The sequence below is a fragment of the Candidatus Thiodiazotropha sp. AKIB8 genome (assembly GCF_058244675.1).
Genome location: NZ_JBSYOO010000041.1, coordinates 60327 through 83627, shown reverse-complemented (window position 1 = coordinate 83627; position 23301 = coordinate 60327). Strand labels below are relative to the sequence as shown.

The window sequence follows — 23301 nt, the reverse complement described above, 5'->3', positions numbered from 1 at the left end:
GTAGCCTGGATGGAGTGCAACGGAATCCGGGACGATTGGTGCTCCGTTCTCCCGGATTCCGTTGCACTCCATCCAGGCTACGGACTTGATATGCACGGAGATGACTTTCTTTTTTAGCAGAAGCCCTGATAAGGAAGATGTGTTCATGCGATAGTAAATAATCGTCAGTAGCACTTGGTGGGGCATAGCCCCACCCTACACCGTATCCAAACAGGTAGGGTGGGGCCATGCCCCACCACAAAAGCCAGATCTAACAGACTAGGGTTAGTTGACTATCACAGTTGCTGACTTTAGAGAGTAAACAGGAAAGTTTATATCTGCTCGATCCAGCATATTTAGTGGCTCAAGGTTTTTGAATTAATGATAGTGATCGATGATGATCCTGCATTCGCATGTACAGACCACCCTTGGTGACTAAGTCTGCTGGCTTACCCCGTTCGACAATGTGTCCCTTCTGCATAATGAGAATCTCATCCATCGCTTCCAGACCGGAGAGGTTATGGGTGATCCAAAGTATGCCGCGCTCAGGGCATTGTTGAATGATGTTGTCTCTCATCTGTTGTGCGGTCAGGTTATCAAGCCCTTCCGTAGGTTCATCAAGTATCAACAGTGGCGCCGGTTTCAGTAGCGCCCGGGCAACTGTCAAACGGCGTGCCTGACCAAGTGAAAGTCTCACGCCTAATTCTCCTACCATGGTTTCGTAACCTTCCGGTTGAGCCTCGATAAAGTCGTGAATCATGGCAAGCTGACAGACGGCTTTAAGCTGCTGCAGGTCTGCATCAGGTTGAGCTAGTAACAGGTTGTTGCGGATGGTCGTGTTGAACAGGTGGGTCTGTTGTGCAGAGACAGAAATGTGTGAGCGAACAGTTTCGCCACTCAATTGCTCGTATCTGATACCCCCAAGAGAGAGACGGCCTTTGTCCGGGCTTCTGAATTTCAACAGAAGCTGTACCAAGGTGCTTTTACCGCAACCGCTCGCACCAAGCAGGGCAATCTTTTTACCGGGTGAGAGTAGTAGAGAGATGTCATCGATACCAGCTTGATGTTGAGGATAGTGGTAGCTGATATTGAACAGATTTAAGGTCAGGTCTGTGGTGAGTGGCATCTCTTGAATCGGTTCCTGGACCATAGGCTGGCGATCGACCAGATTGAAAATCCGCCTGGCAGCAGCCAGTTGCTCGCCGAGAGATTGAAAGGCGAGGGGCAGCGGGGCAACCGCTTCAAAACTGGCGAGGGTAAATAGTGCTAGCATGGCCAGTTGTGCTGGCGGTAACTCAGCCTGTTGCACCATGGGAATGGCATAGATCAGAATCAGCCACATCGCCAGGTTGGCGCATAGACCCACCATACCCTGGCTGAGTCCATTGATCTGGCTGATACGTTTTTGATGCAGGGCCAGCTCTTCACTCAACTCTGCCAGATAGAGGGTGTGTCTTTTATCTGCACCGTCGACCAGGAGTTCTCCCATACCTTGTAGATCATCAACCAACTGCATTCTCAATTTGCTGTTGAGCTGATTGATACGCTGGCTACTGAACGATGAGAGACGATTGCTTAACAGGGGTAGTACAACACCGGCGATTATCAGCAGAGTCGCCTCTATGATCACCAGTAGAGGGTCGAACAGCGCCAGAAATAGCAGGAATACCAGAGTCGAAGTCAGTGCCACAGCCACAGGGAGAAGCAATCTCAGGTAGAACTGATTCAGGGTATCGATGTCAGCACGGATTCGACTCAGCAGGTCACCACTACGAAATGATTCCAACCCTGCTGGCGCTAAAGGCTCTATCTGCTGATAGAACCAGACACGCAATTGCGAGAGGATATGCAGTGTTGCGCTATGGGTAACCAATCGTTCTGCATAACGCCCCATTGTTCGCACAATGGCACTGAAGCGGATAATTGCAGCGGGAGTGAAATAGTTCATGGTAATACCATGAACCCCAGCTAGCGCCATAGCAGCAATAAACCACCCTGAGGTTGCCATCAGAGTGACATTTGCGATCAGGGTGGCAAAGGAGAGCAGACCGCCAAGGATCATCCAGCCCATTACCGGTCTCATCAATAACAATAGACGCCATACCGGCTTCATATCGGTCTGCCTTGAGAGGCCATAACCAAGCCGTGGTAGACACCTTGTTGTTCAATCAGGGATTGATGATTACCTTGCTCTACCAAATAACCTTCATCCATAACCAGGATGCGGGACATGCGCTCAACTGTTTTCAACCTGTGGGCGATGATCAGCAGAGTTCGATTTTCAGCAAGCTGGTTTATCGCTTCCTGGATCAACTGCTCGCTCTCCAGGTCAAGACTTGCTGTTGCTTCGTCGAGGATTACCAAGGGTGCGTCTTTAAGGAAAGCTCTTGCCAGTGCAATGCGCTGTATTTCACCTCCTGATAACCCATGTCCCCCCTCTCCGATGATGGTCTGATAGCCATCAGGCAGGGTGGTAATGAAATCGTCTGCGCGGGCCAGTGATGCCGCATGCCTGACCTGCTCTATCTCCGCATCGGCCTGTGCAAGACGGATATTATCGAGCACGGAACCGTGAAACAGATGTGATCTTTGTGGTAACCAGATGAGCTTCTGACGCCATGCAGCCAGGTCAATCTGATCCAAGGGTTGATGATTGACCATGATTCGTCCCCGGGTGGGTTGATTGAATCCCAGGATCAGGTTGAGCAGAGTAGTTTTGCCTGCACCGCTCGGGCCGACCAAAGCAACTTGCTCTCCTGGATGCAGGCTGAGGTCAATCCTGTTCAGTGCCAGACGACCATCCCCGTAACTATAACCAATATCCTCGAAAGTCAGCCCTATTGGAGTGTCTAAATATTTTGATCCACCTGCCTCTCTGATGGCTTCCGGTTCTGCCTGCAAAATCTGCATCATGCCCTCTACGGCACCGATAGCATCCATTCTTGCATGGTAGTGTTGTCCCATATTACGCAAAGGTAGATAAAACTCAGGCGCTAGCAAGAGTATGAAGAGACCATAGACAAAATCCAGCTCTCCCCAGTAGAGTCGGAAACCGACCAGTACAGCGACTATGGCAATGCTTATGGTGGAGAAGAACTCGAGGGCGAATGAGGAGAGAAAGGCAATCCGCAGTACAGCCAGGGTGGAGTGACGATATTCATCGGAAATTTTGCCGATCACTTCAGCTTCACGACGACTGGCATTGAAAAGCTTTAAACTGGTCAGTCCCTGAATGGTGTCGAGGAAGTGGCCGCTCATTTTTGCGAGCTTTCGCCACTGTTGCTGGTTCCTGCGCTCTGCACCATGTCCGATTAAAATCATAAACAGCGGGATCAATGGTGCTGTACCCAGCATCACAAGTGCAGAAACCCAATCGATAGGAAACACAAATACCAGAATTGAAAGGGGTACCAGAGCCATTAATGAGATGGCAGGTATGAAGCGGGCGTAGTAGGCCTCCAACGCTTCGATGCCATCGGTCAAAGTATTGGTTAACTCACCACTGCGTTGGTTGGCCAGATAAGCAGGGCCGAGTCGTCTTAATTGATCGAGCAGAGTTTGTCTCAGAGTGAGTTTGACCCGACTGGCGGCCAGGAAGGCACTCTGTTCAGAAGCCCAAATCAGGATCACTCTGAAAATGAAAACAAGCAACATTCCCCACAGCCAGGGCATCAGCTCTTGCAGGGGATGAGCTTCAATGATGACCCCTGAAACCACTATCGACAGCAGCCAGGCCTGGATGATCACCAGCCAGCCAGAAGCAGTGCCTAGTACGGTTGCCAATATCAGCGCATTTCCAGCAAGGCTTTTTTGCCTCTTAAGCCAGTCTGTGCCCTGTTTCATGACGCTTTGCAGTCTCTATTCTGTTTTGAGTTCGATATGGTCTCAGCCAGGCTTCGGCTCACTACAAGCAATAGTGCTGAACAGATTGTCTGTAGTGAGCCGCAAACCACTTGCAGCAAAACTCATCCTGAGTTTTTATGAACTCCCGATTGTTTGTAAATGTTTTAAATCTACTTGTTATCTTTCATGGCAATCGCATGGGTCTCTTCGATATAGGCAGCTTCTGCTTCGGTCAACTCAATATTGTCGTAACCGGTTACCATGGTCTTGATATAGTGGGTTGGTGTTTTACCTGTAGTGGTCATGTAGATATGAATGATCACGAAGGTGCCCATGAGAAATGCAGCAGCGGTATGGACAAAGGCAATCAGGGTCAAGCCTTGTCCTGACCAACTGTAGGTACTCCACAGATCATAAAACATGTAGACGATACCGGATGCCCATAGAGCGGGGCCGATGAGAACCATGAATGCCATGTAAGCAAGAGATTGAAGGGCATTTTGCTTACGCTGCAGGCCCTTCTTGTAGGGATGGGGTTCACCCACCAATATGCCATAAGCGTAAAAACGTATTACTTTGAGAACGCCCTCTTTGAAAAGATATTGACGCCACTGACCTGTTGTGAAATTCCAGAAGGTGGTGAAGATCCATAACAGGATCAAGGCAATCGCCCCATAGGTATGTATCACGACTGCTGTTTTGAAGTCGAGCATGTCATGGGTGCCATGCAGCCCCAGTCCGGTGTAGAAAAGTGTGAAAATCAGAAAGGCTTGAGACCAGTGCCAAAAACGCTCGTAACGGCTATAGATCATTACATAGTGTTTTTCGCCACGGGTCTTGATCTTGGTGTTCTGGTTTGGGTTGTGAGTTTGACTGGCCATTATGCACTCCTCTGCTGTTGTTTTTTGCTGAATATCTTGCGCAACAGTCCGTGCAGCAGAACACCAAGCAATGCACCTCCCAGTGCGAGATAACCTAAAATATCGAGCCAGAAAAAATTGTCTCGACCAGGCATGTAGAAGCCGTTCAATCCCTCCAGTCGACCCCCTTTGCTGTGACAGTCAGAACAACCCATGGCGTCATCCTTGGGCGCAACCATATGGGTGATTGGCCAGAAGGAGTAGGTCTCAACAAATCCAAACTCTCCACTGTAAGGGATGTTGTTTTTCTCCATACCCACTTTGATAGCACGACCAAAATCGTAGTTACCCCAATAGGCATCGTCATCATCCCCCCACAGATGCATGTAGACCATGGTGTTGTTGCCTTTATCGTAAGGCTGGGTGGTATGCATTCGTTTAAAGGGCCAGATGCGGGATTTACCATCATCGTGTGATCCCTTAAAGCCGTTGATCTCAACAGGGCCCTTTTCAGGATCGAACTTGGTCTCAATGGTTGTGTATACCATTTGACCATCGAACCAGTCGTAGTAGGGTGTCAGGTTTTCGCCATACTCAAAGTTACCTTTGATCGATTTATAGGTAGCACGATGGGCGCCGTTACCCTGGGTATAGTTCTTCTCTTTAAAGCCCTCACCATCTTTGGTCTTGCCTGCTGTGCGCCAATCCCAGTCAGTCAATGTGCCTATTCCACCCCGGGCAATGGTTGGAATATGACAGGTTTGACAGGCGATTTTGTCGGTATGGCCATTCAGTTTTGCGCCTACCAGGTCACTGTAATCATGGGGGGTTTCGCTGTGGCAGGATTCACAGGTTGCGACATCCCGGCGTTCACCCGGTAGCCCTAAACCTTCAGTGTCGTGGGCAATCACATTGTAGCGGCTGCCAGCCCATAGATGCTGGCGGGTGACGTGGCAGGTAGTACATGCGAAGTTCAGGCCTTCAGCATCCATGTGTACATCCAGCTCCTTGCTCGGTTTTTTCAGAGATGAGTCGAGGTCGCCATGTTTTACCCCATCACCACCACCGCCGTAGAAGTGGCAGGAGCCGCAGTTTTCACGGCCTGGTTTGCCGACGCTCTGTGCAACCTTGCTCCATTGAATCGGTTGCTTGCCTTCGAACATGATCGAACAGGCTTTGTTACCGCTGGAGTTTGGTGTCTTGTAGTAGGTTCCAGTGCGATCGTGACAGATCAGACAGTCGATGTTCTCCTGTTTTGTAAAGTCGAAGGTGTCATCCTTCCAGCCATAGCCGGCATGACACTGAGCGCACATGCCCTCATTACCCTTGGAGTTGGTGCAGAAGGTATTGATGAGGGTCTTCTTACCCAGTTTCTGGCCGGTTTCCGGATGCTCATACTCCCAGGTCCAATGAATCGACTTCATGAAATGTCGGCCCGCTTCTGTATGACATGAGAGACAGGCTTCAGTCACTTCAGGGCCGCTAGTGAAATCCTTTTGAAGAACCTCGAATTTTGTATGGTCTGCAGTTGATTCCCCATCGTCGCGAATACTGGGGCCAGTATCCTCAACAATACGGAAATTCATATTGCTATCAACGTTGTGTGGTGTAGCGTGATCGTCACTTGCTTGTGAGAAGGGGGATAGTAGCAGTATCAGGGCCCACGCGGAGACCCTGATACTGGTCTTTACGGCCAGTAAGTTTTGTTTATGCATCTTTAGTTCCGTGATGACGGTTACGACCGCGACACATAAACAGCTCGGCCCGGTCTGGTTTTTTCCCTGAACCAGTTCCGGTCAGGTGCTTAATTAGGGGCTTAATCTCCCCGGTCGGGGTTCAGGATACTGAGCCTCGTACCACATGGCATTGATAATTCCCAATGAGAGTGCCAACAGCACACCCAGAATCCAAGTGAAGTACCACATAAGATTTTCTCCTCAGGTTTTTGAACGATGTAAAAAATTAATAGGCTGAAGTACGTGCTCGCATCTCCTCAATAGAGAGTCGCCCCCACATCTTTCGATAGTTCCAGATGGTGTAGCTGATGACGATGGGCAGGAAGATCAATACCGCCCAAAACATAACTGTAAGCGTCAGATGACTCGATGGGGCGTCCCATACTGTCAAGCTGCTGCCCGGATGGGTGCTGGAAGGCATTACGAAGGGAAAGAGTGATATCCCTGCGGTCATGATTACGCCACTTATTGCCAGGGAGCTGCTAAAAAAGCCCCAGCCTGGACGGTCACTTCGAGACATGATGATAGTCATAATGACACCCAGAAAACCGAGTGCAGGAAAAATCATGGTAATCGGATAGTCGCCATAATTCTTCAACCATGCGCCAGGAGATAACTCTACAGTTTTCGCCAGTGGGTCAGGTAAGGCATCCAGTGGTGGTTGAGATACTATGGCCAGCCCTTCAATACCCATAATCAACCAGATACCTGCCAGGGCAAAAGCAGTCATTGCTGCAATACCTGTCCAAAGAATCCAGCCTTTGACTCGTTCAGTTATTTCTCCGCTGGTGCGCATTTGAATCCAAATGCCACCATGCATGGTCAGCAAGGAGAAGCTGACGATACCTGCCAACAGTGCGAAGGGATTCAAGAGTTCAAAAAATCCACCGGTATAGTAAGCACGCATCAGCTCATCCAGATGGAAAGGAACACCGAGCAGTAGATTGCCAAAAGCAACCCCAAACACCAGAGAGGGGACAGCACCTCCGATGAATAACCCCCAATCCCAGGCTTTACGCCACCGTGCGTCTCCCAGTTTACTGCGGTAGTCAAAGCCTACAGGGCGGAAGAAGAGGGCGAACAATACCAGTAACATGGCAACGTAAAAGCCAGAAAAGGCTGCTGCATAGACTACGGGCCAGGCAGCAAAAATCGCACCGCCAGCAGTGATCAGCCATACTTGATTACCATCCCAGTGGGGGCCGACCGTATTGATCATCAGGCGTCTTTCATCATCTGTTTTACCGACGAAAGGGAGAAGATTACCGACCCCCATATCCATACCGTCGGTAATGGCAAAACCGATCAGCAGCACTCCGACAAAGAGCCACCAGATGAGTTTCAGTGTTTCATAATCGATTAACATCTCGCTAACTCCTCTATTACTGTGTGACGTTGACGCCGGATTCAAAGTGATAACGGCCGGTGTGCAGTGAACTGGGGCCGAGGCGGGCAAAGCGGAACATCAGCCACATTTCGATTACAAGGAGAAAGGTGTAGAAACCGATGAAGCCGACCATACTGAATATCAAATCGTTCACAGTGAGAGTTGAGGTTGCGAGAAAGGTGGGCAGTACCTCTCCGATAGCCCAGGGCTGTCGACCGAACTCTGCGACGAACCAACCTGTCTCCACTGCAATCCATGGCAGAGGAATACTCCACAGGGTTAAGCGTAACAACCAGCGTTTCTGCTCAATTTCCCGACGTGCGTTGTAGTAGAAACCTGCAGCGATGATGAACAGTAAGGTAAAGCCTATTGCAACCATGATGCGGAAGGTCCAGAACAGAGGGGCTACAGAAGGAATGCTCATCTTTACCGCCTCCTTAATCTGCTCATCTGTCGCATCGACTACATTAGGCGTGAACGCTTTTAGCAGGAGCCCATAACCCAGGTCTGCTTTGTACTCTTCGAAGAGGGCAATATTTGCTTCGCTGGTATCTCCATTGCGTAGACGTTGCAGATAGTTATAGGCCCTCATGCCAGAGCGGATGCGGGCTTCGTTGTCATGCATGATATCTTTCAGGCCGATCACCTCCTCATCAACAGAACGGGTTGCGATCAGGCCAAGTGCCCAGGGCACTTTAATTGCGCCATGAGTCTGCTGTGCCTCCTGGTCGGGGAAACCAATCAGGTTGAAACCGGCCGGGGGTTCGTGGGTCTCCCATTCACCTTCTATGGCAGCCAACTTGCTCCTCTGTACATCGCCAAGTTCATATCCCGATTCATCACCGAGAACGATTACTGAGAGTACCGAAGCGAGTCCAAATCCGACCGCCACCGTGAATGAGCGTTTGGCAAACTCAAGATCTCTGCCTTTAAGCAGGTAATAAGCTGAGATGCCCATCACGAACATGGCACCTGTTACATAGCCTGCTGCCACTGTGTGGATGAATTTGACCTGTGCCACCGGGTTGAGTACCAGCTCAGCAAAGCTGGTCATCTCCATGCGCATGGTCTGATAGCTGAACTCTGCGCCGATAGGATTCTGCATCCAGCCGTTGGCTACCAATATCCACAGAGCAGAGAGGTTGGTGCCTATCGCAGTCAGGAAAGTGACCCCCAGGTGTTGTCTTTTACTAAGACGCTCCCAGCCCAGAAAGAAGAGGCCGATGAAGGTCGATTCCAGAAAAAAGGCCATTAATCCTTCAATGGCGAGGGGGGCGCCAAAGACATCGCCAACATAGTGGGAGTAGTAAGACCAGTTGGTTCCAAACTGGAACTCCATGGTCAGACCGGTGGTGACACCCAGGGCGAAATTGATGCCGAAAAGTTTTCCCCAGAATTTAGTCATGTCACGGTAGATCTCTTTACCGGTCATGACATATACCGATTCCATGATTACCAGTATCCAGGTCATTCCGAGGGTTAAGGGTACAAATAGAAAGTGATAAAGCGCCGTGAGTGCGAACTGCCAGCGTGACAGCTCAATCATCGTCGGATCCAGCATGCGATGCCTCCTGCTTATTGAATGTGGCTCAGTTTCAGCAATCTTTAGGCCAGTATCCTAACTGTTTGAATGATAAGCATTATCACTGCATAAAGATTTTGATTGAGTTGCCAACTGGGCTTTATGCCGTTTAAATCAGGTGATTTGCCGGACGGATATTCGGTAAATCAGACACTCGGCCCAGTCAGCGTGAACGGTCTTCAAGAGTCCGCGGAGAGAGAAGATGAATACCGTTCAGTGGCGACTATAGGGTTCAAGTACGCCTCGGGTCATTGATGCATCGCAAAAACAATGTGAATTGTAAGTGTTTGTTGTTATTGATAAAAATCAATAATATTTGGTTGAAATTGGGCGGGTTGTCCCAATGTTTCGAAACTGTCATCGTCTGCTAGTGACCAAGCCATACCCTGGTTTACGGGTTCCAAAACGGGAAAACAGATAACAGCGCCACTGGGCTGGTTGATGTTGTTTTAGGTGCAGTTATGGGGGCAGGTGGAACCGATCCAGGTGTTCGTGATTTAGAAGGTTGAGGCGTTCCATCCCCAGAGATGGCGCTCTGCCGCACTGAACTCTATATAGACTCGATCTTCCGGAATATGCAGTTGCTGCAGCATCAGCTTACAGAGGATATTTGAGAAATCCCCGGTACGATCGTTGGGGAGTCCGATGCTTTTCAGTTCCAGATAAGCCAGGCTGGCAGTGGTGCCGGCGAACAACATATTTGGATTGAATACGAAGTCGACCATGACATAAGTCTCAGGTTTTCCAAGCATATCAGCTACGGTTGCAGAGGCGAGCTTGAGTAACTCGGAGAGCTTATCTTCCTCTATGGTTTGATTAGTGGTGATTCTGAGTAGGGGCATGGGCTTATTTACAATACTCTTTAATCTGCTCTTTGGCTTTCTGCATCCTCTCCTTTTTTTGCTCTTCGGTGAGACGCAGATATTCATCTCCGACCTTGTAGAGTCGATTGCCCAGCGCGTTCAGTTGCTGCAAATTACTCCGAGCTGCTTTACAGTTCTCTTTTTGGATCTTGCTGTTTTTTTTGTTTTCCAGTTGCTCCGACTTCTTCAGATTTCTATCCTCCTCTCTGTCTGCAAGGTCTTGACGCAATTTTTGCAGTTTTTGCTTGGCAGAGCCCGCATCGCTCGAGGGTGCGCTGTAGGTTTTGACCACTTCTGATTGAGCTTCAGGTGGTGGAGTTTGAGAATAGGTTACGACGCCGTCTTCGTTTACCCAGCGGTAGGTTTCTGCAAATACCGTGGTTGAGATCAATAGCAGAAGCATGAGAAAAAATCTTGATAGCACTGCGGGTTCCCTGTCTGATTCGGTGATTCTTTAGATGGATATTATGAAGCATGGGAACCGAATGGCAAGTAAGCAGAGCTGAAATAACAATAGTAGAGGGGGATATCTGCTTGACCTGTTAGAGTAGTATTAGTATTTTGCACTGTTTCGATATAGTTTTTGCGCGCGAACAAGAAAATCGGCGCTATGGGAGGCTTCACGTGGAACTAAGCGGTGGCGAGATCATCGTTCAATGCTTGAAAGATGAGGGCGTAGAGCATGTATTCGGTTACCCGGGTGGTGCCGTTCTACATATTTATGATGCGCTTTTCCAACAAAAAGAGCTGAAGCATATCCTGGTGCGCCATGAGCAGGCAGCAGGACATGCAGCAGACGGTTATGCCCGTGCTACCGGAAAACCAGGTGTGGTTCTGGTGACGTCGGGGCCTGGCGCCACCAATGTGGTGACCGGGGTTGCCACCGCTTTCATGGATTCGATTCCGATGGTTGTCCTCACCGGGCAGGTACCCACCCCAGTGATAGGTAGTGATGCCTTTCAGGAAGTGGATACTGTGGGAATCACCCGCCCCTGTGTGAAACACAATTTTCTGGTCAAGCGCCTGGAAGATCTGGCTGAGACGATTAAAAAAGCGTTCTATATCGCCACCACCGGTCGTCCTGGGCCTGTTGTTGTCGATATCCCCAAGGATATAACCGATCCTGGCATCAAGATTCCTTATAGCTATCCCAATAAGATCAAGATGCGCTCATACAACCCGGTTATTAAGGGACATCTGGGCCAGATCAAGAAGGCGATAAAAATCATGATGGAGGCGGAGCGTCCGGTTTTTTATACCGGAGGCGGTGTCGTTCTGGATGATGCAGCGAAACCACTGACTGATCTGGTGGAAAAACTCGATTTTCCAATAACACAGACCCTGATGGGGTTGGGTGCCTATCCGGGGAGTGGTAAGAATTTTCTGGGTATGTTGGGAATGCATGGTACCTATGAAGCAAATATGGCGATGCACGAAACCGATGTGTTGATCGCTGTTGGCGCCCGCTTTGATGACCGGGTTACCGGTCATGTTAAACAGTTCTGTCCCGATGCAACCATTATCCATATCGACATCGATCCTTCGTCGATATCCAAGAATGTGCGTGTCGATGTGCCAATCGTTGGGCCGGTCAAGCAGGTCTTGAGGGACATGCTCAAGGTAGTCACTGAAAGTGATAAAAAACCGAAGCAGCAGGCCTTGAAGAAGTGGTGGACTCAGATTGAAAAATGGCGCGCCATGGATTGCATGAAATACGATAAAAAGAGTGGCATGATCAAACCGCAACAGGCGGTTGAAATATTGCATAAGGTGACCAAAGGTGAGGCCTTCGTGACTTCAGACGTTGGTCAGCATCAGATGTTCGCTGCTCAATTTTATCGTTTTGACAAACCTCGGCGTTGGATCAACTCCGGTGGTCTTGGGACTATGGGATTTGGTCTGCCTGCGGCAATAGGTGTACAGATGGCTCATCCTAAAGCTGAAGTCGCGGTTGTCACAGGTGAGTCGAGTATCCAAATGTGCATACAGGAGCTGGCGACCTGTCTACAGTACGATCTGCCGATCAAGATCATACTGCTGAATAACGGTTACATGGGTATGGTTCGCCAGTGGCAGGAGTTTTTCTACGACAGCCGCTACTCCCAGTCTGGTATGAGTGTTACCCCTGATTTCGTCAAACTGACTGAATCCTACGGTCATATCGGCATGCGTGTTGAGAAGCCCGAAGACCTTGAAGGCGCAATGAAAGAGGCCTTTTCTCATAAAGACCGGCTGGTTTTTCTGGATGTGGTGGTTGATCCTGCAGAAAATGTCTATCCAATGATTGCGGCGGGCAAAGGGCATCATGAGATGTATCTGTCACCTGGGAGTGAGTTGGTCTGATGAGGCATATCATATCTATTCTGATGGAGAACGAGTCCGGTGCGCTAGCACGGGTGGCCAACCTTTTTACTGCGAGGGGATATAATATTGAATCCCTTACTGTCGCACCGACAGAAGACACGAGCCTGTCACGCATGACGCTGGTGACCAGTGGCAGCGATGAAATTATCGAGCAGATAACCAAACAGCTCAATAAACTGATCGATGTGGTGAAGCTGGTCGATCTGACAGAAGGTGGTCACATCGAAAGGGAGATGATGTTGATCAAATTGCGGGCGGAGCGCACCCAGCGGGAGGAGATCAAACGCTTGGTCGACATCTTTCGCGGTAAGATTATCGATGTGACAGACACCAGCTATACGGTTGAACTGACAGGTGCCGCAAGCAAGCTGAATGCCTTTATCGAAGCGGTGGATGAAGAGCTGATCATCGAAGTGATTCGTACCGGCCCCTCTGGAATCGGACGGGGATCAAAAGGGTTAAGTCTTTAGCTTTACTGATTTTGACCAGACCTAAACGGTAAAATGATCGGTTATAACTTCGCCCGACAGGCGTCTGCAGATGGCGGTTATAACTGATCTGTAAACTATCTAACACTATCAATTTAAAAATTTTCCGAAGGAAACAACATGGCTATCAATGTTTATTACGACAAAGACTGCGATCTCAATATCATTAAGGGAAAAACAGTCTCCATCATCGGCTACGGTTCTCAGGGGCATGCCCATGCCAACAATCTGCAGGACTCCGGTGTCAATGTCATCGTTGGTCTGCGTGAAGGCTCCCCTTCGGCGATCAAGGCTGGTAATGCCGGGCTTACAGTAAAATCGATCGAAGAGGCGGTAAAGGCTGCGGATGTGGTAATGATTCTGGCACCTGATGAATTTCAGGCCGATCTCTATCGCAACCAGATCGAACCGAATATTAAAGAGTCAGCTGCATTGGCCTTTGCTCATGGTTTTGCAATTCACTATAACCAGGTTGTGCCACGGGAAGATCTGGATGTGATCATGATCGCGCCAAAAGCACCTGGTCATACTGTACGCAGTGAATATGTCAAAGGTGGTGGTATTCCGGATCTCGTTGCTGTCTATCAGGATGCAACAGGTAGTGCTATGGATACGGCACTATCCTATGCATCTGCCATCGGTGGTGGCCGTACCGGCATCATTGAAACCACTTTCAAGGATGAGACCGAAACCGATCTGTTCGGTGAGCAGGCGGTACTCTGTGGTGGTGCTGTTGAGTTGGTTAAAGCCGGTTTTGAAACCTTGACTGAGGCAGGTTATGCGCCAGAGATGGCCTACTTCGAATGTCTGCATGAGCTGAAACTGATTGTTGATCTGATGTACGAAGGCGGCATCGCCAATATGAACTACTCCATTTCAAATAATGCTGAATATGGTGAGTATGTCACTGGCCCGAAGGTGATCAATGATGAGAGTCGCAAGGCGATGAAACAAGCGTTGTCGAACATCCAGAGTGGTGAATATGCCAAGCAGTTTGTTTCCGAAGGTGCACTGGGTTATCCATCGATGACTGCTTATCGCAGACTTAATGAAGAGCATGCGATCGAACAGGTGGGTGAGCGTTTGCGTGGCATGATGCCCTGGATTAAGAAGATTGTCGATAAATCGAAAAACTGATTCAGAAGCCGCATAAATTGGCGGCCCAACCTTACTATTAACCCTGAGACGACATACTTAGTCGTCGGGTTAATAGTTACCCGGCGCTCTTTTTTATACACCGGGTTGATTAGGATGGGTCGCTTATTCTACCTGACTTTAATTTTCTACCTTTTTACCCTATCTACTCTTATCTTTCGCAGACAGATTTGCTTGTGATTATTTGAGCTTCTCCCCCAGGGTTGTCACCTGTCTCGGCCTGTGGTATTTTTTTATGTGCGCAAGGAGTGAAGTATTCGGCATGGAACTGCCAAGCCTTGACCTCTCCCATAAAGCGTTACTGAACCCTCGGAAAGTTGCTCCATTTTAATCGCGGCAAATTTCTGGAGTGAGCTGCTGCGCCTGTTTATAAAAGGGTCTGGCTAATTGATGTAGGAAGTTGGTTATGAAATGGATTGCCCAATCATTCACCCTGTTTGCTGGGTTGTCTCTTTTTGTTATCAATCCGTCCCATGCCGAGAGATATAACCCACTTAAGGATTATGTCTATGCATATGACTCTGCCTATAACTACCGCTTGGTGAGTCAACGGTCAGAGGATGGGTTTGACGTCTACACTATTAATCTTGATTCCCAAAAATGGCGCAGTGCTGAGGAAGTATCTCCAGTCTTGTGGAATCATTGGCTTACCTTGATCGTGCCTGATCAAATAACCACCAGTATGGCAAATATAGTTGTCCATAGTGGTAATAGTGATAGTGGTGTACCTGACATTGAATCATTCGGTGAATACCGGACGTTAGCCATTCAGAGCGGTAGCATTCAGGCAATACTGCAGCAAGTTCCAGCGCAACCTTTGACATTTACTGATCTGGATGAAGCGGTGCAAGAGGATGCACTGGTCTCTTATTCATGGCGAAAAGTCATGGAGACTGGAGATCCTACCTGGTCCGCCTATCTGCCTATGACAAAGGCGGTGGTAAGAGGGATGGATACCACACAAAAAATAGTTGAAGATAAACTGGGTTTTGAAATCGAACAGTTTATCGTCACTGGATTCTCCAAACGGGGTGCCATTGCCTGGTTGACTGCAGCCATTGATCCACGGGTCAGTGGCGTAATTCCCGGTGGTTACAATATCCTCTATCTTGATCAGCAGCTCGAACACCATTTCAATAGCTACGGTTTCTATTCAGAAGCATTGGCGAACTATTCCAATAAGCAGATTCTGCAGGAGATCAGGTCACCAGAGGGGAAGTTTCTCAGAAGCTTGATCGATCCAGTGAGTTATCGCCACACACTTAATATGCCTCATTTGATTCTGAATGTGACTGGTGATGAATTTTTTCTGCCGGATGCATCGGAAGCCTATATTGATAAAATTCCGGGCGAAACCCTTCAACGTATTATTCCTAATACAAATCACTCCTTCCTGGGTCATGAAGAAGAGATGATGGAGGGACTTACTGCATGGTATCAGATGATAGTTAATGGCTTTGCACGGCCACAGATAGATTGGGAGCATGATGAGTCGGGGAGTTTGGTTGTGCGTAGTGATCTGACGCCACTCGAAGTCAGACTTTGGCAAGCAAATAATCCCCATGGGAGAGACTTTCGCTTTCCAACAGTTGGTGACGAGGCGTGGCACTCTACTCTGCTGGAAGTGAGCCAGGATGGCTCGTATCGGATATCTGTACCCATTCCTGATGAGGGGTATACCGCCTACATGGCTGAACTGACTTACCCTGATGTCTTTGGAAAAGCCCAGGTATATACCACCTCAGTTTTTATCGTTCCGGATAAAGTGCCGTTCGAATTGGGATATCCAATCAGTGAACCTAAAACTGCAAGTTACTGGTCGCAACAGGTTGAAAGTGCCTTACAGGGAGAGCCGCTGGACTATAGTGCGGATGAGCTGATGAAGATGTTGCCATTTTTTGTGCTCGGTGAGCAGGTCGAGGATGTTGAAGGTCTTGATGAATTCCTAAGTGCCTCCGCTGCAAAGCAAAACTGTACTGCTGCCCGCTTAAATGTTGAAGCGGGTGAATTGGGTTGGTACTCCAGCATTCACCAGGCAGATGCAAATGTTAAATATTGGCAGGTCTATGATTGGGCAGAGCGGCTTTATGTGCTGGAGTCTCGAGACTCTGCCGCAGTTTTTTGTCGAGAACTCACTCAATTCGGCAGAGACTAGTGGGCCGCTCGGAAAATTCGGTAACCCTCAGCCGGTACTGTTAAGATCAGCCCTTCAGGCTGGCACACAATAGTCACTCTGCATAAACCTCATACAGCCCATCTGTTTCTCAGGTAGTTTCGCGCTGGTTTCTCGATCAATGAATAGAGCAGGTGGCCAGCAATGATGGAGCAGGCAATATAGATGGCATAGAACAGGATCAAATAGAGGACGTCTCCCATATCAGGAGGAACAATTCGCTTAAAGATTTGATTGAACACCATCAAGGTTGTTGCATGAGCCAGATAGATTGAGTAGGAGATCTTACCCAGATAAATCAGCGGCTGGGTTGAGAATATCTTCGCAGCAATGCCAACTGAGCGACTTAAAGAGAGTAGCAGTGTCGCAAAAGCGATGATAATCAAGAAATCATAAAAAGAGGATAGGTCCAGACTGGCGAAGATAATTGCCATGGAGGCAGCAGCGATGGCTGTCAGGTCGAAAAGCGGGCTATCCTTCAATTTTGCATGGATGTTGTAGAGTGAACATCCGATCAAAAATTCTGAAGCTATTCGGGTTAATGAGAGATGTTCATCCAACATATATTTCTGCATGTCGTTTAGGTATGCAGCCAATATCACCATGGTGCTGAAGATGGTTATTATCATCAACAAATGCAGCCAGGGGTTCCTTATTTTGTTGTATATAAATGCAATAAAAGGGAAACAGAGATAGGCAAACCACTCCGAGCCAACTGACCATGAAGGGACATTCCAGCCGATACTGTTGGGAAATCCCCAGCCGTTGATCAAAAACAGACTGTAGAAAAACTTGCTGAGTGTGTACTGAGATTCTGCACCTTCAGGAAAGGTGTAGACTGAAAACAGGGTCGCACCTAAAAAGACGGGTATCAACACAATGGTAGCGATGAAGTGTGCCGGATATATTCTCGCTATTCTCAGTTTTAGAAAGCGGCTGATCTCACTTCTGTGTAAATGAACAAAGTCACTCTGGTGAACGTAGGAGATGACAAATCCACTGAGTATAAAAAAGAGATCGACGCCTAACCAGCCTTTAGTGATAACACGTTCGACATACCCAGGCATAACCGCTGAGGCGCTTACATATGAGATGCCATGAAGTAGAACCACCCACATGGCTGCAATGCCCCGTACGCCTGTCAATGAGTCAATTTGTCTGGCCAAATCTATCGCTACCTAGTGGTGTGGGGTGAATATATGCTTGTGAAATACTTACTAACCAGGCCATAGATATCAATATCTATGGCCTGGTTAGTACCTATTCTGGTGTAGGAATGAGTATTCCCCATAGGGATAGAGATTCTCACGCTAATTGATCTGAATCAATGGTTTTCTTCTCTATCTATAGTGATCTGCTTGCAATACTTGATTTTCACTGGGCAAGGTTTGTCTTAGGTAAGGTTGCCTACTATCAAGGTGATTATGCCCAAGCAGAAGAACCACCATTTTGTGAAAGCCTATGAGTGGCTTGCGATGATATTGGAGAGCCGTGGTGACCTGGCTGAGGCGCATCAGGCCTTGACTCATACTCTGAAACTTTCTCCCAGATCGGTGGTGCAACAATGACGGCTTGGTTTTCTAGCGCTGCAAAATGGCGGGGAGCTTGGTGGCGGACAGTTTTTATGGCTCTGCCCTGAGGAGGGCTTTCAATCCGCTACCGGGGTTTTAAATAGCTATGGAATTGAACCCCTCAAGATCATATCATCTGCCGCAATATCGTCTATAATGGTCGGTTTTCCAGGCTTCTTATGTGGGAGAGTTGCGGATGTCCAAAGAGGGTGTAAAAAAAGTAGTGCTGGCCTACTCCGGCGGTCTAGATACCTCGATTATCGTTAAATGGCTGCAGGATGAGTATCAGTGTGAAGTGGTGACTTTCACTGCAGATATCGGTCAGGGTGAAGAGGTGGAGCCGGTGCGTGCCAAGGCCGAAGCGGCAGGCATCAAAGAGATCTATATTGAAGATCTGACCGAAGAGTTCGTGCGCGACTACGTCTTCCCTATGTTTCGAGCCAATGCCATCTATGAGGGTGAATATCTTCTCGGTACATCCATTGCCCGTCCACTTATCGCTAAACGGTTGATTGAAATCGCCAATGAGACTGGTGCTGATGCTATTTCCCATGGGGCCACCGGCAAGGGTAATGACCAGGTTCGTTTTGAACTGGGTGCTTATGCCCTAAGACCGGATATCAAGATTATCGCCCCCTGGCGTGAGTGGGATCTGAACTCACGTGAAAAGCTGCTGGCCTATGCTGAGGAGCATGGCATCTCCATCGAAATGAAACGTGAGGGTAAAAAATCCCCCTACTCGATGGATGCCAATCTACTGCACATCTCCTATGAAGGTTACGACCTGGAAGATCCCTGGACAGAACCTGGGAATGAGATGTGGCGTTGGTCGGTCTCTCCAGAGGATGCACCGAATCAGGCAACCACCATCGAAATCGGTTTTGAAAATGGTGATCCGGTCTCTATCGATGGTGAGAAACTCTCCCCAGCCGCACTACTGCTGAAACTCAATAAACTGGGTGGTGCGAATGGAATTGGCCGGGCTGATATCGTCGAAAATCGCTACGTGGGTATGAAGTCCCGTGGTTGCTATGAGACCCCTGGTGGCACCATTCTGCTCAAAGCCCATCGGGCTATGGAGTCTTTGACTCTGGATCGTGAAGCGGCGCATATGAAGGATGAGTTGATGCCTCGATATGCAAAACTGATCTACAACGGTTACTGGTTTGCTCCTGAGCGGGAGATGTTACAGGCGGCCATCGATAAAACTCAGTCTGTTGTGAACGGTGTAGTGCGCCTGAAGCTCTATAAAGGCAACGTCAATATCGTTGGACGCAAGTCCGATACAAACAGCCTCTTCGACGAGTCGATTGCCACTTTCGAAGATGATGAGGGTGCCTACAATCAGCAGGATGCGGAAGGGTTTATTAAGTTGAATGCGCTGCGCCTTCGGGTGGCAGCTGGTAAAAAGGATTGAGCCGGTTTGGCGGGTTGATTCTTAGTCGGATCTAACAGAAAAACCAGCTTCTGTCGTAGGGTGCGGCCCTGCCGCACCAGGCTCCTTAATGGCGGGATTATTCAGAGAGTCCTTGGCTTTATTACCGTTCTATTGCTCGGAAATCTGGGCTGCAGCACGATAAATCAAGTCACTGTCACTGCCCGGTTTGTGGGCCTCTTCACTCAACATTCTGCGCCACTTTCTTGCTCCAGGCAGACCCTGGAACAGGCCCAATATATGGCGGGTGATACGGTTGATCGGGGTGCCTGCAGAAAGCTCTCTATCGACAAAAGGGATCAAAGCTTCGATGATCTGGTGGCGGCTCTGCAGATCTCCTTCAGAACCAAAAACCAACGCATCGGCCTGGGCCAGAATCCAGGGGTTCTGATAAGCCTCTCTACCGATCATCACACCATCAACATGGTTGAGATTGTGCTGCACCTGCTCAAGAGAGGTGATACCACCATTGATAATGATTTCAAGATTGAGAAAATCCTGCTTGAGTCGATGAACCGTCTCATAAGAGAGAGGAGGGATCTCCCTGTTCTCCTTGGGACTCAAGCCCTGAAGCCAGGCTTTGCGGGCATGCACGATAAAGGTTTTACAGCCTGCTTCAGAGACCTTACCAACAAAATCACAGAGCGCTTGATAGCTGTCATGATCATCGACACCAATACGATGTTTTACCGTGACATCAATAGCAACACGATCACACATTGCCTTGACGCAATCCGCAACCAGCTCCGGGGTCAGCATCAGGCAGGCGCCAAAGCGGCCTGATTGTACTTTGTCTGAGGGGCAGCCCACATTCAGATTGATCTCGTCATAGCCCCACTCCTCTCCCAATTTTGCAGATTGGGCCAGTGCGTCCGGTTCACTGCCGCCGAGTTGCAGGGCCACCGGGTGTTCGCTGGGATCGAAATCAAGAAATCGTGCGCGATGGCCATGTAAAATTGCACCGGTAGTCACCATCTCTGTGTATAGGAGAACATGACGGGATATCAGTCGCAGGAAAAAGCGACAGTACCTATCGGTCCAGTCGAGCATAGGGGCGATGGAGAGTCTACGGTTTGGCACGGAATCTATTCAGTTGACGGCTCTGTTTGGCATCTGTGGCGATTGGGCACAGTGGTGAATAAGGATTCTCGAGTAAAAAGAGCGAAAAGACAAATTCAGGATTCAAGGTGTAGTGGTTTATTGAATCTGTGTCTTGAAATGATCAGGTTACTCGCCTTCCCTGGCAAGTCGAGATGGGTTCAGATTGCCCCCCAACCCTCTCGTTTAACATCTGTAGCCTTTGCCAGCACATCATCGAAAGGGGTTAGCGAATACTTAGGTTTGTAGCTCTGCATCTCATCCAGCAGGGTGACCAGCTTGTCCGCTGAGGATTGACCTTTGAAATCACTCTTTTCAAGGCCCAATTCATCAATGGTTTCATTCCAGGGTACACCCTGAGTCATGGGGATCAGCACAAAGGTAATACCCTCAATCTCAACCTGAGCAGGGTCTTCGATATTGACCACATAGAGCAGTGCCTTCATCTCTGGAGAAAAGTCTGCTTTGTATTTTTCGACCAGGGTATTCAGTGAAGCAACATCGTCGATTGCGCCAATCAATAATTTAATTTTTTCATCGCCCAGAAGGATGGCGCCACGCATCACATCAACAGGTGGCTTGGTATGGCCTTTATCGTCGGCGACTTCACCCTTGACCAATACCAGTTCGCCACGATAGGCATAGAGCCCTGAGGTGGAGGTCTGGTCGAGGAAGTTTGTATTGAAAAGCAGACCGTCTTCATTGAATTGCTGCAGTGGCATGATTTAACTCCATAAAAAAAGTAATTTATGCCAAATAGCAATCTTGGTGCCAATCAAAGGTAAAATTGAAATGGTCTGTAATTACAGTAACTAACGGTTAGTGCTATGGAAATTTCAGGTTGGTTATGTTGTCTATCCGACAACGTTTCTCCAACCAGTGTAGGGTGTGAACCAACACCATCGCACTTCTGTTTAACGGTATTGAGGATAGTAGCCTGTCGTTGGCTTACTTTTTCGCCAGGGATTCTCGGATAAAGCGCTTCCAATCATCAAATCTCTTTTGCAGCAGCAGCATGCCATCGAAGTAAGGTACTACCTGATTATTACGGATAATCTCCCGGCCCTGAGGGCCCAGGGCAAACTGAATGAAGCGGTCAGACTCCTTGCTGTTGGGGGCATTCTTGCTGAGTACGAGATAGAGTGGTCGATAGAGCAGATAGTTACCGGTACGGATATTCTCAAAGCTTGGATTCCTACCCTCCAGCTTGATAATCTTGAGATCCCGTTTGTGGGCACTTGCGATACCGGTGACTGCAATGGCATTGGGATTCACTTCCACGGTCTTCTCCAGAGGGCCTGAAGAGGGGAAGAGATGCTTACTCTTGAACACGGCTTTGGGGTTTTCGAACAGGTGTTTGCGCAGGGTGTAACCTACTCCTGAGATGTTTCCTTCACGGATCAGCAGTTCCAATGGCTGATTTTTACCTCCCAGTTGCGACCAGTTTTTGATCTTGCCCTGATAGAGACTGCGTAGTTGCGGCAGGCTGATCGATTCGATGGGATTGGATTTATGCACCACAACCACCAGTGCGTCCCAGGCAACAGGAACCATAGTGGCGCCAGCCTCCTCACGGCTCTTATTCAAGGTAAAACGGCATGCCCCGCCGATATCCGCCTGCTTGCTCGTTATGGCGCGGATTCCTTTGGTGGCACCCCCCCCGGCGATAGTGATATTGACACCGGATTCCTGCTGATAAGCAGCGGCAAGATCAGACATAAAGGCGTTGCGGGTTATGCCGCAACCTACCCAGGAGAGCTCCAGTGCTTGGCTGGCGAAGGGAAGCAGGGCGAGTATCAATAGTTGGACTGAGTGTAGCTTACGCAAAGCAGGCCTCTTCATTATTTTCAAGTGATGTCATGGGCATCCCTGCAATGACTATGTACTTTGGTAGGATATATAGTAGCTAATTTTTTGGGGTTGTATGTTGTATAAGGAATTAAACCCCTATTTTAATAATATTAATATTATGAATTTGAACGCCACCTCAAAATGATCTGCATCAGGAATGATAGTAATGGGCTCTCTTGCGCGATGGGTAATATCGTACTATGACTTGATGCAGAAAATATTAAAGCAAATTTAATTAAGGTTTTTTTGCATTGGTGTTTTGATAGAAGTGTTATTAAGTAATTGATATTCAACAAAAACATAGCCAATGAGGCAATATGTTCCGAAACTTCCTGATCTTATTCGCTCTGTACATCTCTGTTTCTTCAACCCTATCAAGTGAAATAACTCAACAAGATGAGGTGCTTGAACTTAGTGGCGATCAATTGGGCGGTGATTTCACCCTGCAATCGAGTCAGGGTGAATTCTCATTGAAGCAATTGAGAGGCAAGGTGGTATTGATCTACTTTGGCTATACCAAATGTCCTGATGTCTGTCCGACCTCTCTCTCGATATTATCCCAGGCATTGAATGAACTCAGTGTAGATGAGTTGAAATCTGTCCAGGGGGTGTTTGTCAGTGTCGATCCCAAGCGGGACAGTTTTCAGGTTCTTGACGACTATGTCAGCTACTTCCACCCCAATCTGCTGGGTGTAACCGGCAGTGAGACTGAGATTGCAAAGGTGGCTAAGCGCTATGGCGTGCAATACTCAGAAGTTAAACTTGAGGGGTCTGCATTTGGTTATGCGGTCAACCACTCCGCAACAACCTATCTGATTACACCGAAGGGTGAGTTGCGGTTTATATTTCCCCATCAAACATCCTCAATTGTAATTCTGGAAGGGATTCGTTATGTGCTTGCAGGAAAATGATTGCC

Annotated in this window: 20 protein-coding genes; 7 read left to right on the top strand and 13 right to left on the bottom strand. The window is 48.5% G+C overall.

Annotated features, from left to right (window positions below):
* Positions 1-343 precede the first annotated feature (343 nt).
* From cydC to AC4IFB_RS14125, 9 genes are all read right to left on the bottom strand, one after another.
* A complete protein-coding gene (gene cydC, locus AC4IFB_RS14165; RefSeq protein ID WP_490780500.1) occupies positions 344-2092 on the bottom strand; it encodes a thiol reductant ABC exporter subunit CydC in 1749 nt (582 codons plus the stop codon).
* A complete protein-coding gene (gene cydD, locus AC4IFB_RS14160; RefSeq protein WP_490780499.1) occupies positions 2089-3822 on the bottom strand; it encodes a thiol reductant ABC exporter subunit CydD in 1734 nt (577 codons plus the stop codon). Before cydD ends, cydC begins: the two co-directional genes overlap by 4 nt.
* 170 nt (positions 3823-3992) lie before the next feature.
* Positions 3993-4703: a cytochrome b/b6 domain-containing protein gene (locus tag AC4IFB_RS14155; RefSeq protein ID WP_490776549.1), complete on the bottom strand. Its 711-nt coding sequence runs from the start codon at positions 4701-4703 to the stop codon at positions 3993-3995.
* Positions 4703-6397 (bottom strand): tetrathionate reductase family octaheme c-type cytochrome, encoded by a 1695-nt coding sequence (locus AC4IFB_RS14150; protein ID WP_490780498.1) that lies wholly within the window; start codon positions 6395-6397, stop codon positions 4703-4705. Before AC4IFB_RS14150 ends, AC4IFB_RS14155 begins: the two co-directional genes overlap by 1 nt.
* Positions 6398-6490: 93 nt before the next feature.
* Complete coding sequence (cydX, locus tag AC4IFB_RS14145) at positions 6491-6607, bottom strand: cytochrome bd-I oxidase subunit CydX (RefSeq protein WP_490776547.1); 117 nt, start codon at positions 6605-6607, stop codon at positions 6491-6493.
* 37 nt (positions 6608-6644) lie between these two features.
* Positions 6645-7784, bottom strand: coding sequence for a cytochrome d ubiquinol oxidase subunit II (cydB, locus tag AC4IFB_RS14140; protein ID WP_490776546.1), 1140 nt, complete (start codon positions 7782-7784; stop codon positions 6645-6647).
* A 16-nt stretch (positions 7785-7800) separates the two neighbouring features.
* The gene (locus AC4IFB_RS14135; protein WP_490780497.1) at positions 7801-9366 is read right to left on the bottom strand and encodes a cytochrome ubiquinol oxidase subunit I; all 1566 of its coding nucleotides are present in this window, start codon (positions 9364-9366) and stop codon (positions 7801-7803) included.
* A 518-nt stretch (positions 9367-9884) separates the two neighbouring features.
* Positions 9885-10229, bottom strand: a complete 345-nt coding sequence (locus AC4IFB_RS14130) for a phenylpyruvate tautomerase MIF-related protein (protein WP_490780496.1) — start codon at positions 10227-10229, stop codon at positions 9885-9887.
* A 4-nt stretch (positions 10230-10233) separates the two neighbouring features.
* Entirely contained in the window at positions 10234-10653 is a 420-nt protein-coding gene (locus tag AC4IFB_RS14125) for a DUF4124 domain-containing protein (protein ID WP_490780495.1), read from the bottom strand.
* Positions 10654-10874: 221 nt separating this feature from the next.
* On the opposite strand from AC4IFB_RS14125, the gene AC4IFB_RS14120 reads away from it, so the two are divergent.
* The 4 genes from AC4IFB_RS14120 to AC4IFB_RS14105 all read left to right on the top strand — a co-directional run bounded on the left by AC4IFB_RS14120 (position 10875) and on the right by AC4IFB_RS14105 (position 16412).
* Complete coding sequence (locus AC4IFB_RS14120) at positions 10875-12593, top strand: acetolactate synthase 3 large subunit (RefSeq protein ID WP_490780494.1); 1719 nt, start codon at positions 10875-10877, stop codon at positions 12591-12593.
* Positions 12593-13084, top strand: a complete 492-nt coding sequence (gene ilvN, locus AC4IFB_RS14115) for an acetolactate synthase small subunit (protein WP_490776541.1) — start codon at positions 12593-12595, stop codon at positions 13082-13084. Before AC4IFB_RS14120 ends, ilvN begins: the two co-directional genes overlap by 1 nt.
* 144 nt (positions 13085-13228) lie before the next feature.
* Complete coding sequence (gene ilvC / locus AC4IFB_RS14110) at positions 13229-14239, top strand: ketol-acid reductoisomerase (RefSeq protein ID WP_490776553.1); 1011 nt, start codon at positions 13229-13231, stop codon at positions 14237-14239.
* A 424-nt stretch (positions 14240-14663) separates the two neighbouring features.
* Positions 14664-16412, top strand: a complete 1749-nt coding sequence (locus AC4IFB_RS14105) for a PhoPQ-activated protein PqaA family protein (protein WP_490780493.1) — start codon at positions 14664-14666, stop codon at positions 16410-16412.
* A gap of 89 nt (positions 16413-16501) precedes the next feature.
* Here the strand turns inward: AC4IFB_RS14105 and AC4IFB_RS14100 are convergent, their stop codons facing one another.
* Positions 16502-17596, bottom strand: a complete 1095-nt coding sequence (locus AC4IFB_RS14100) for an acyltransferase family protein (protein ID WP_490776539.1) — start codon at positions 17594-17596, stop codon at positions 16502-16504.
* 258 nt (positions 17597-17854) lie between these two features.
* Between AC4IFB_RS14100 and AC4IFB_RS14095 the strand changes: the two genes are divergently transcribed.
* Both AC4IFB_RS14095 and AC4IFB_RS14090 read left to right on the top strand, forming a co-directional pair.
* A complete protein-coding gene (locus tag AC4IFB_RS14095) occupies positions 17855-17998 on the top strand; it encodes a tetratricopeptide repeat protein (RefSeq protein ID WP_490776538.1) in 144 nt (47 codons plus the stop codon).
* 199 nt (positions 17999-18197) lie between these two features.
* A complete protein-coding gene (locus AC4IFB_RS14090) occupies positions 18198-19418 on the top strand; it encodes an argininosuccinate synthase (RefSeq protein ID WP_490776537.1) in 1221 nt (406 codons plus the stop codon).
* Between the two features lie 129 nt (positions 19419-19547).
* On the opposite strand, the gene dusA is transcribed toward AC4IFB_RS14090, so the two are convergent.
* From dusA to AC4IFB_RS14075, 3 genes are all read right to left on the bottom strand, one after another.
* On the bottom strand, positions 19548-20516 hold the full coding sequence (gene dusA, locus AC4IFB_RS14085; protein WP_490780492.1) for a tRNA dihydrouridine(20/20a) synthase DusA: 969 nt from the start codon (positions 20514-20516) through the stop codon (positions 19548-19550).
* A 179-nt stretch (positions 20517-20695) separates the two neighbouring features.
* Positions 20696-21256, bottom strand: coding sequence for a hypothetical protein (locus AC4IFB_RS14080; protein WP_490776535.1), 561 nt, complete (start codon positions 21254-21256; stop codon positions 20696-20698).
* Between the two features lie 226 nt (positions 21257-21482).
* Positions 21483-22361 (bottom strand): phosphate ABC transporter substrate-binding protein, encoded by an 879-nt coding sequence (locus tag AC4IFB_RS14075; RefSeq protein ID WP_490776534.1) that lies wholly within the window; start codon positions 22359-22361, stop codon positions 21483-21485.
* A 341-nt stretch (positions 22362-22702) separates the two neighbouring features.
* Between AC4IFB_RS14075 and AC4IFB_RS14070 the strand changes: the two genes are divergently transcribed.
* Positions 22703-23296 carry an SCO family protein gene (locus AC4IFB_RS14070; protein ID WP_490776533.1) on the top strand — a complete coding sequence of 198 codons (594 nt, stop codon included), beginning with the start codon at positions 22703-22705 and terminating at the stop codon, positions 23294-23296.
* Positions 23297-23301: the final 5 nt, after the last annotated feature.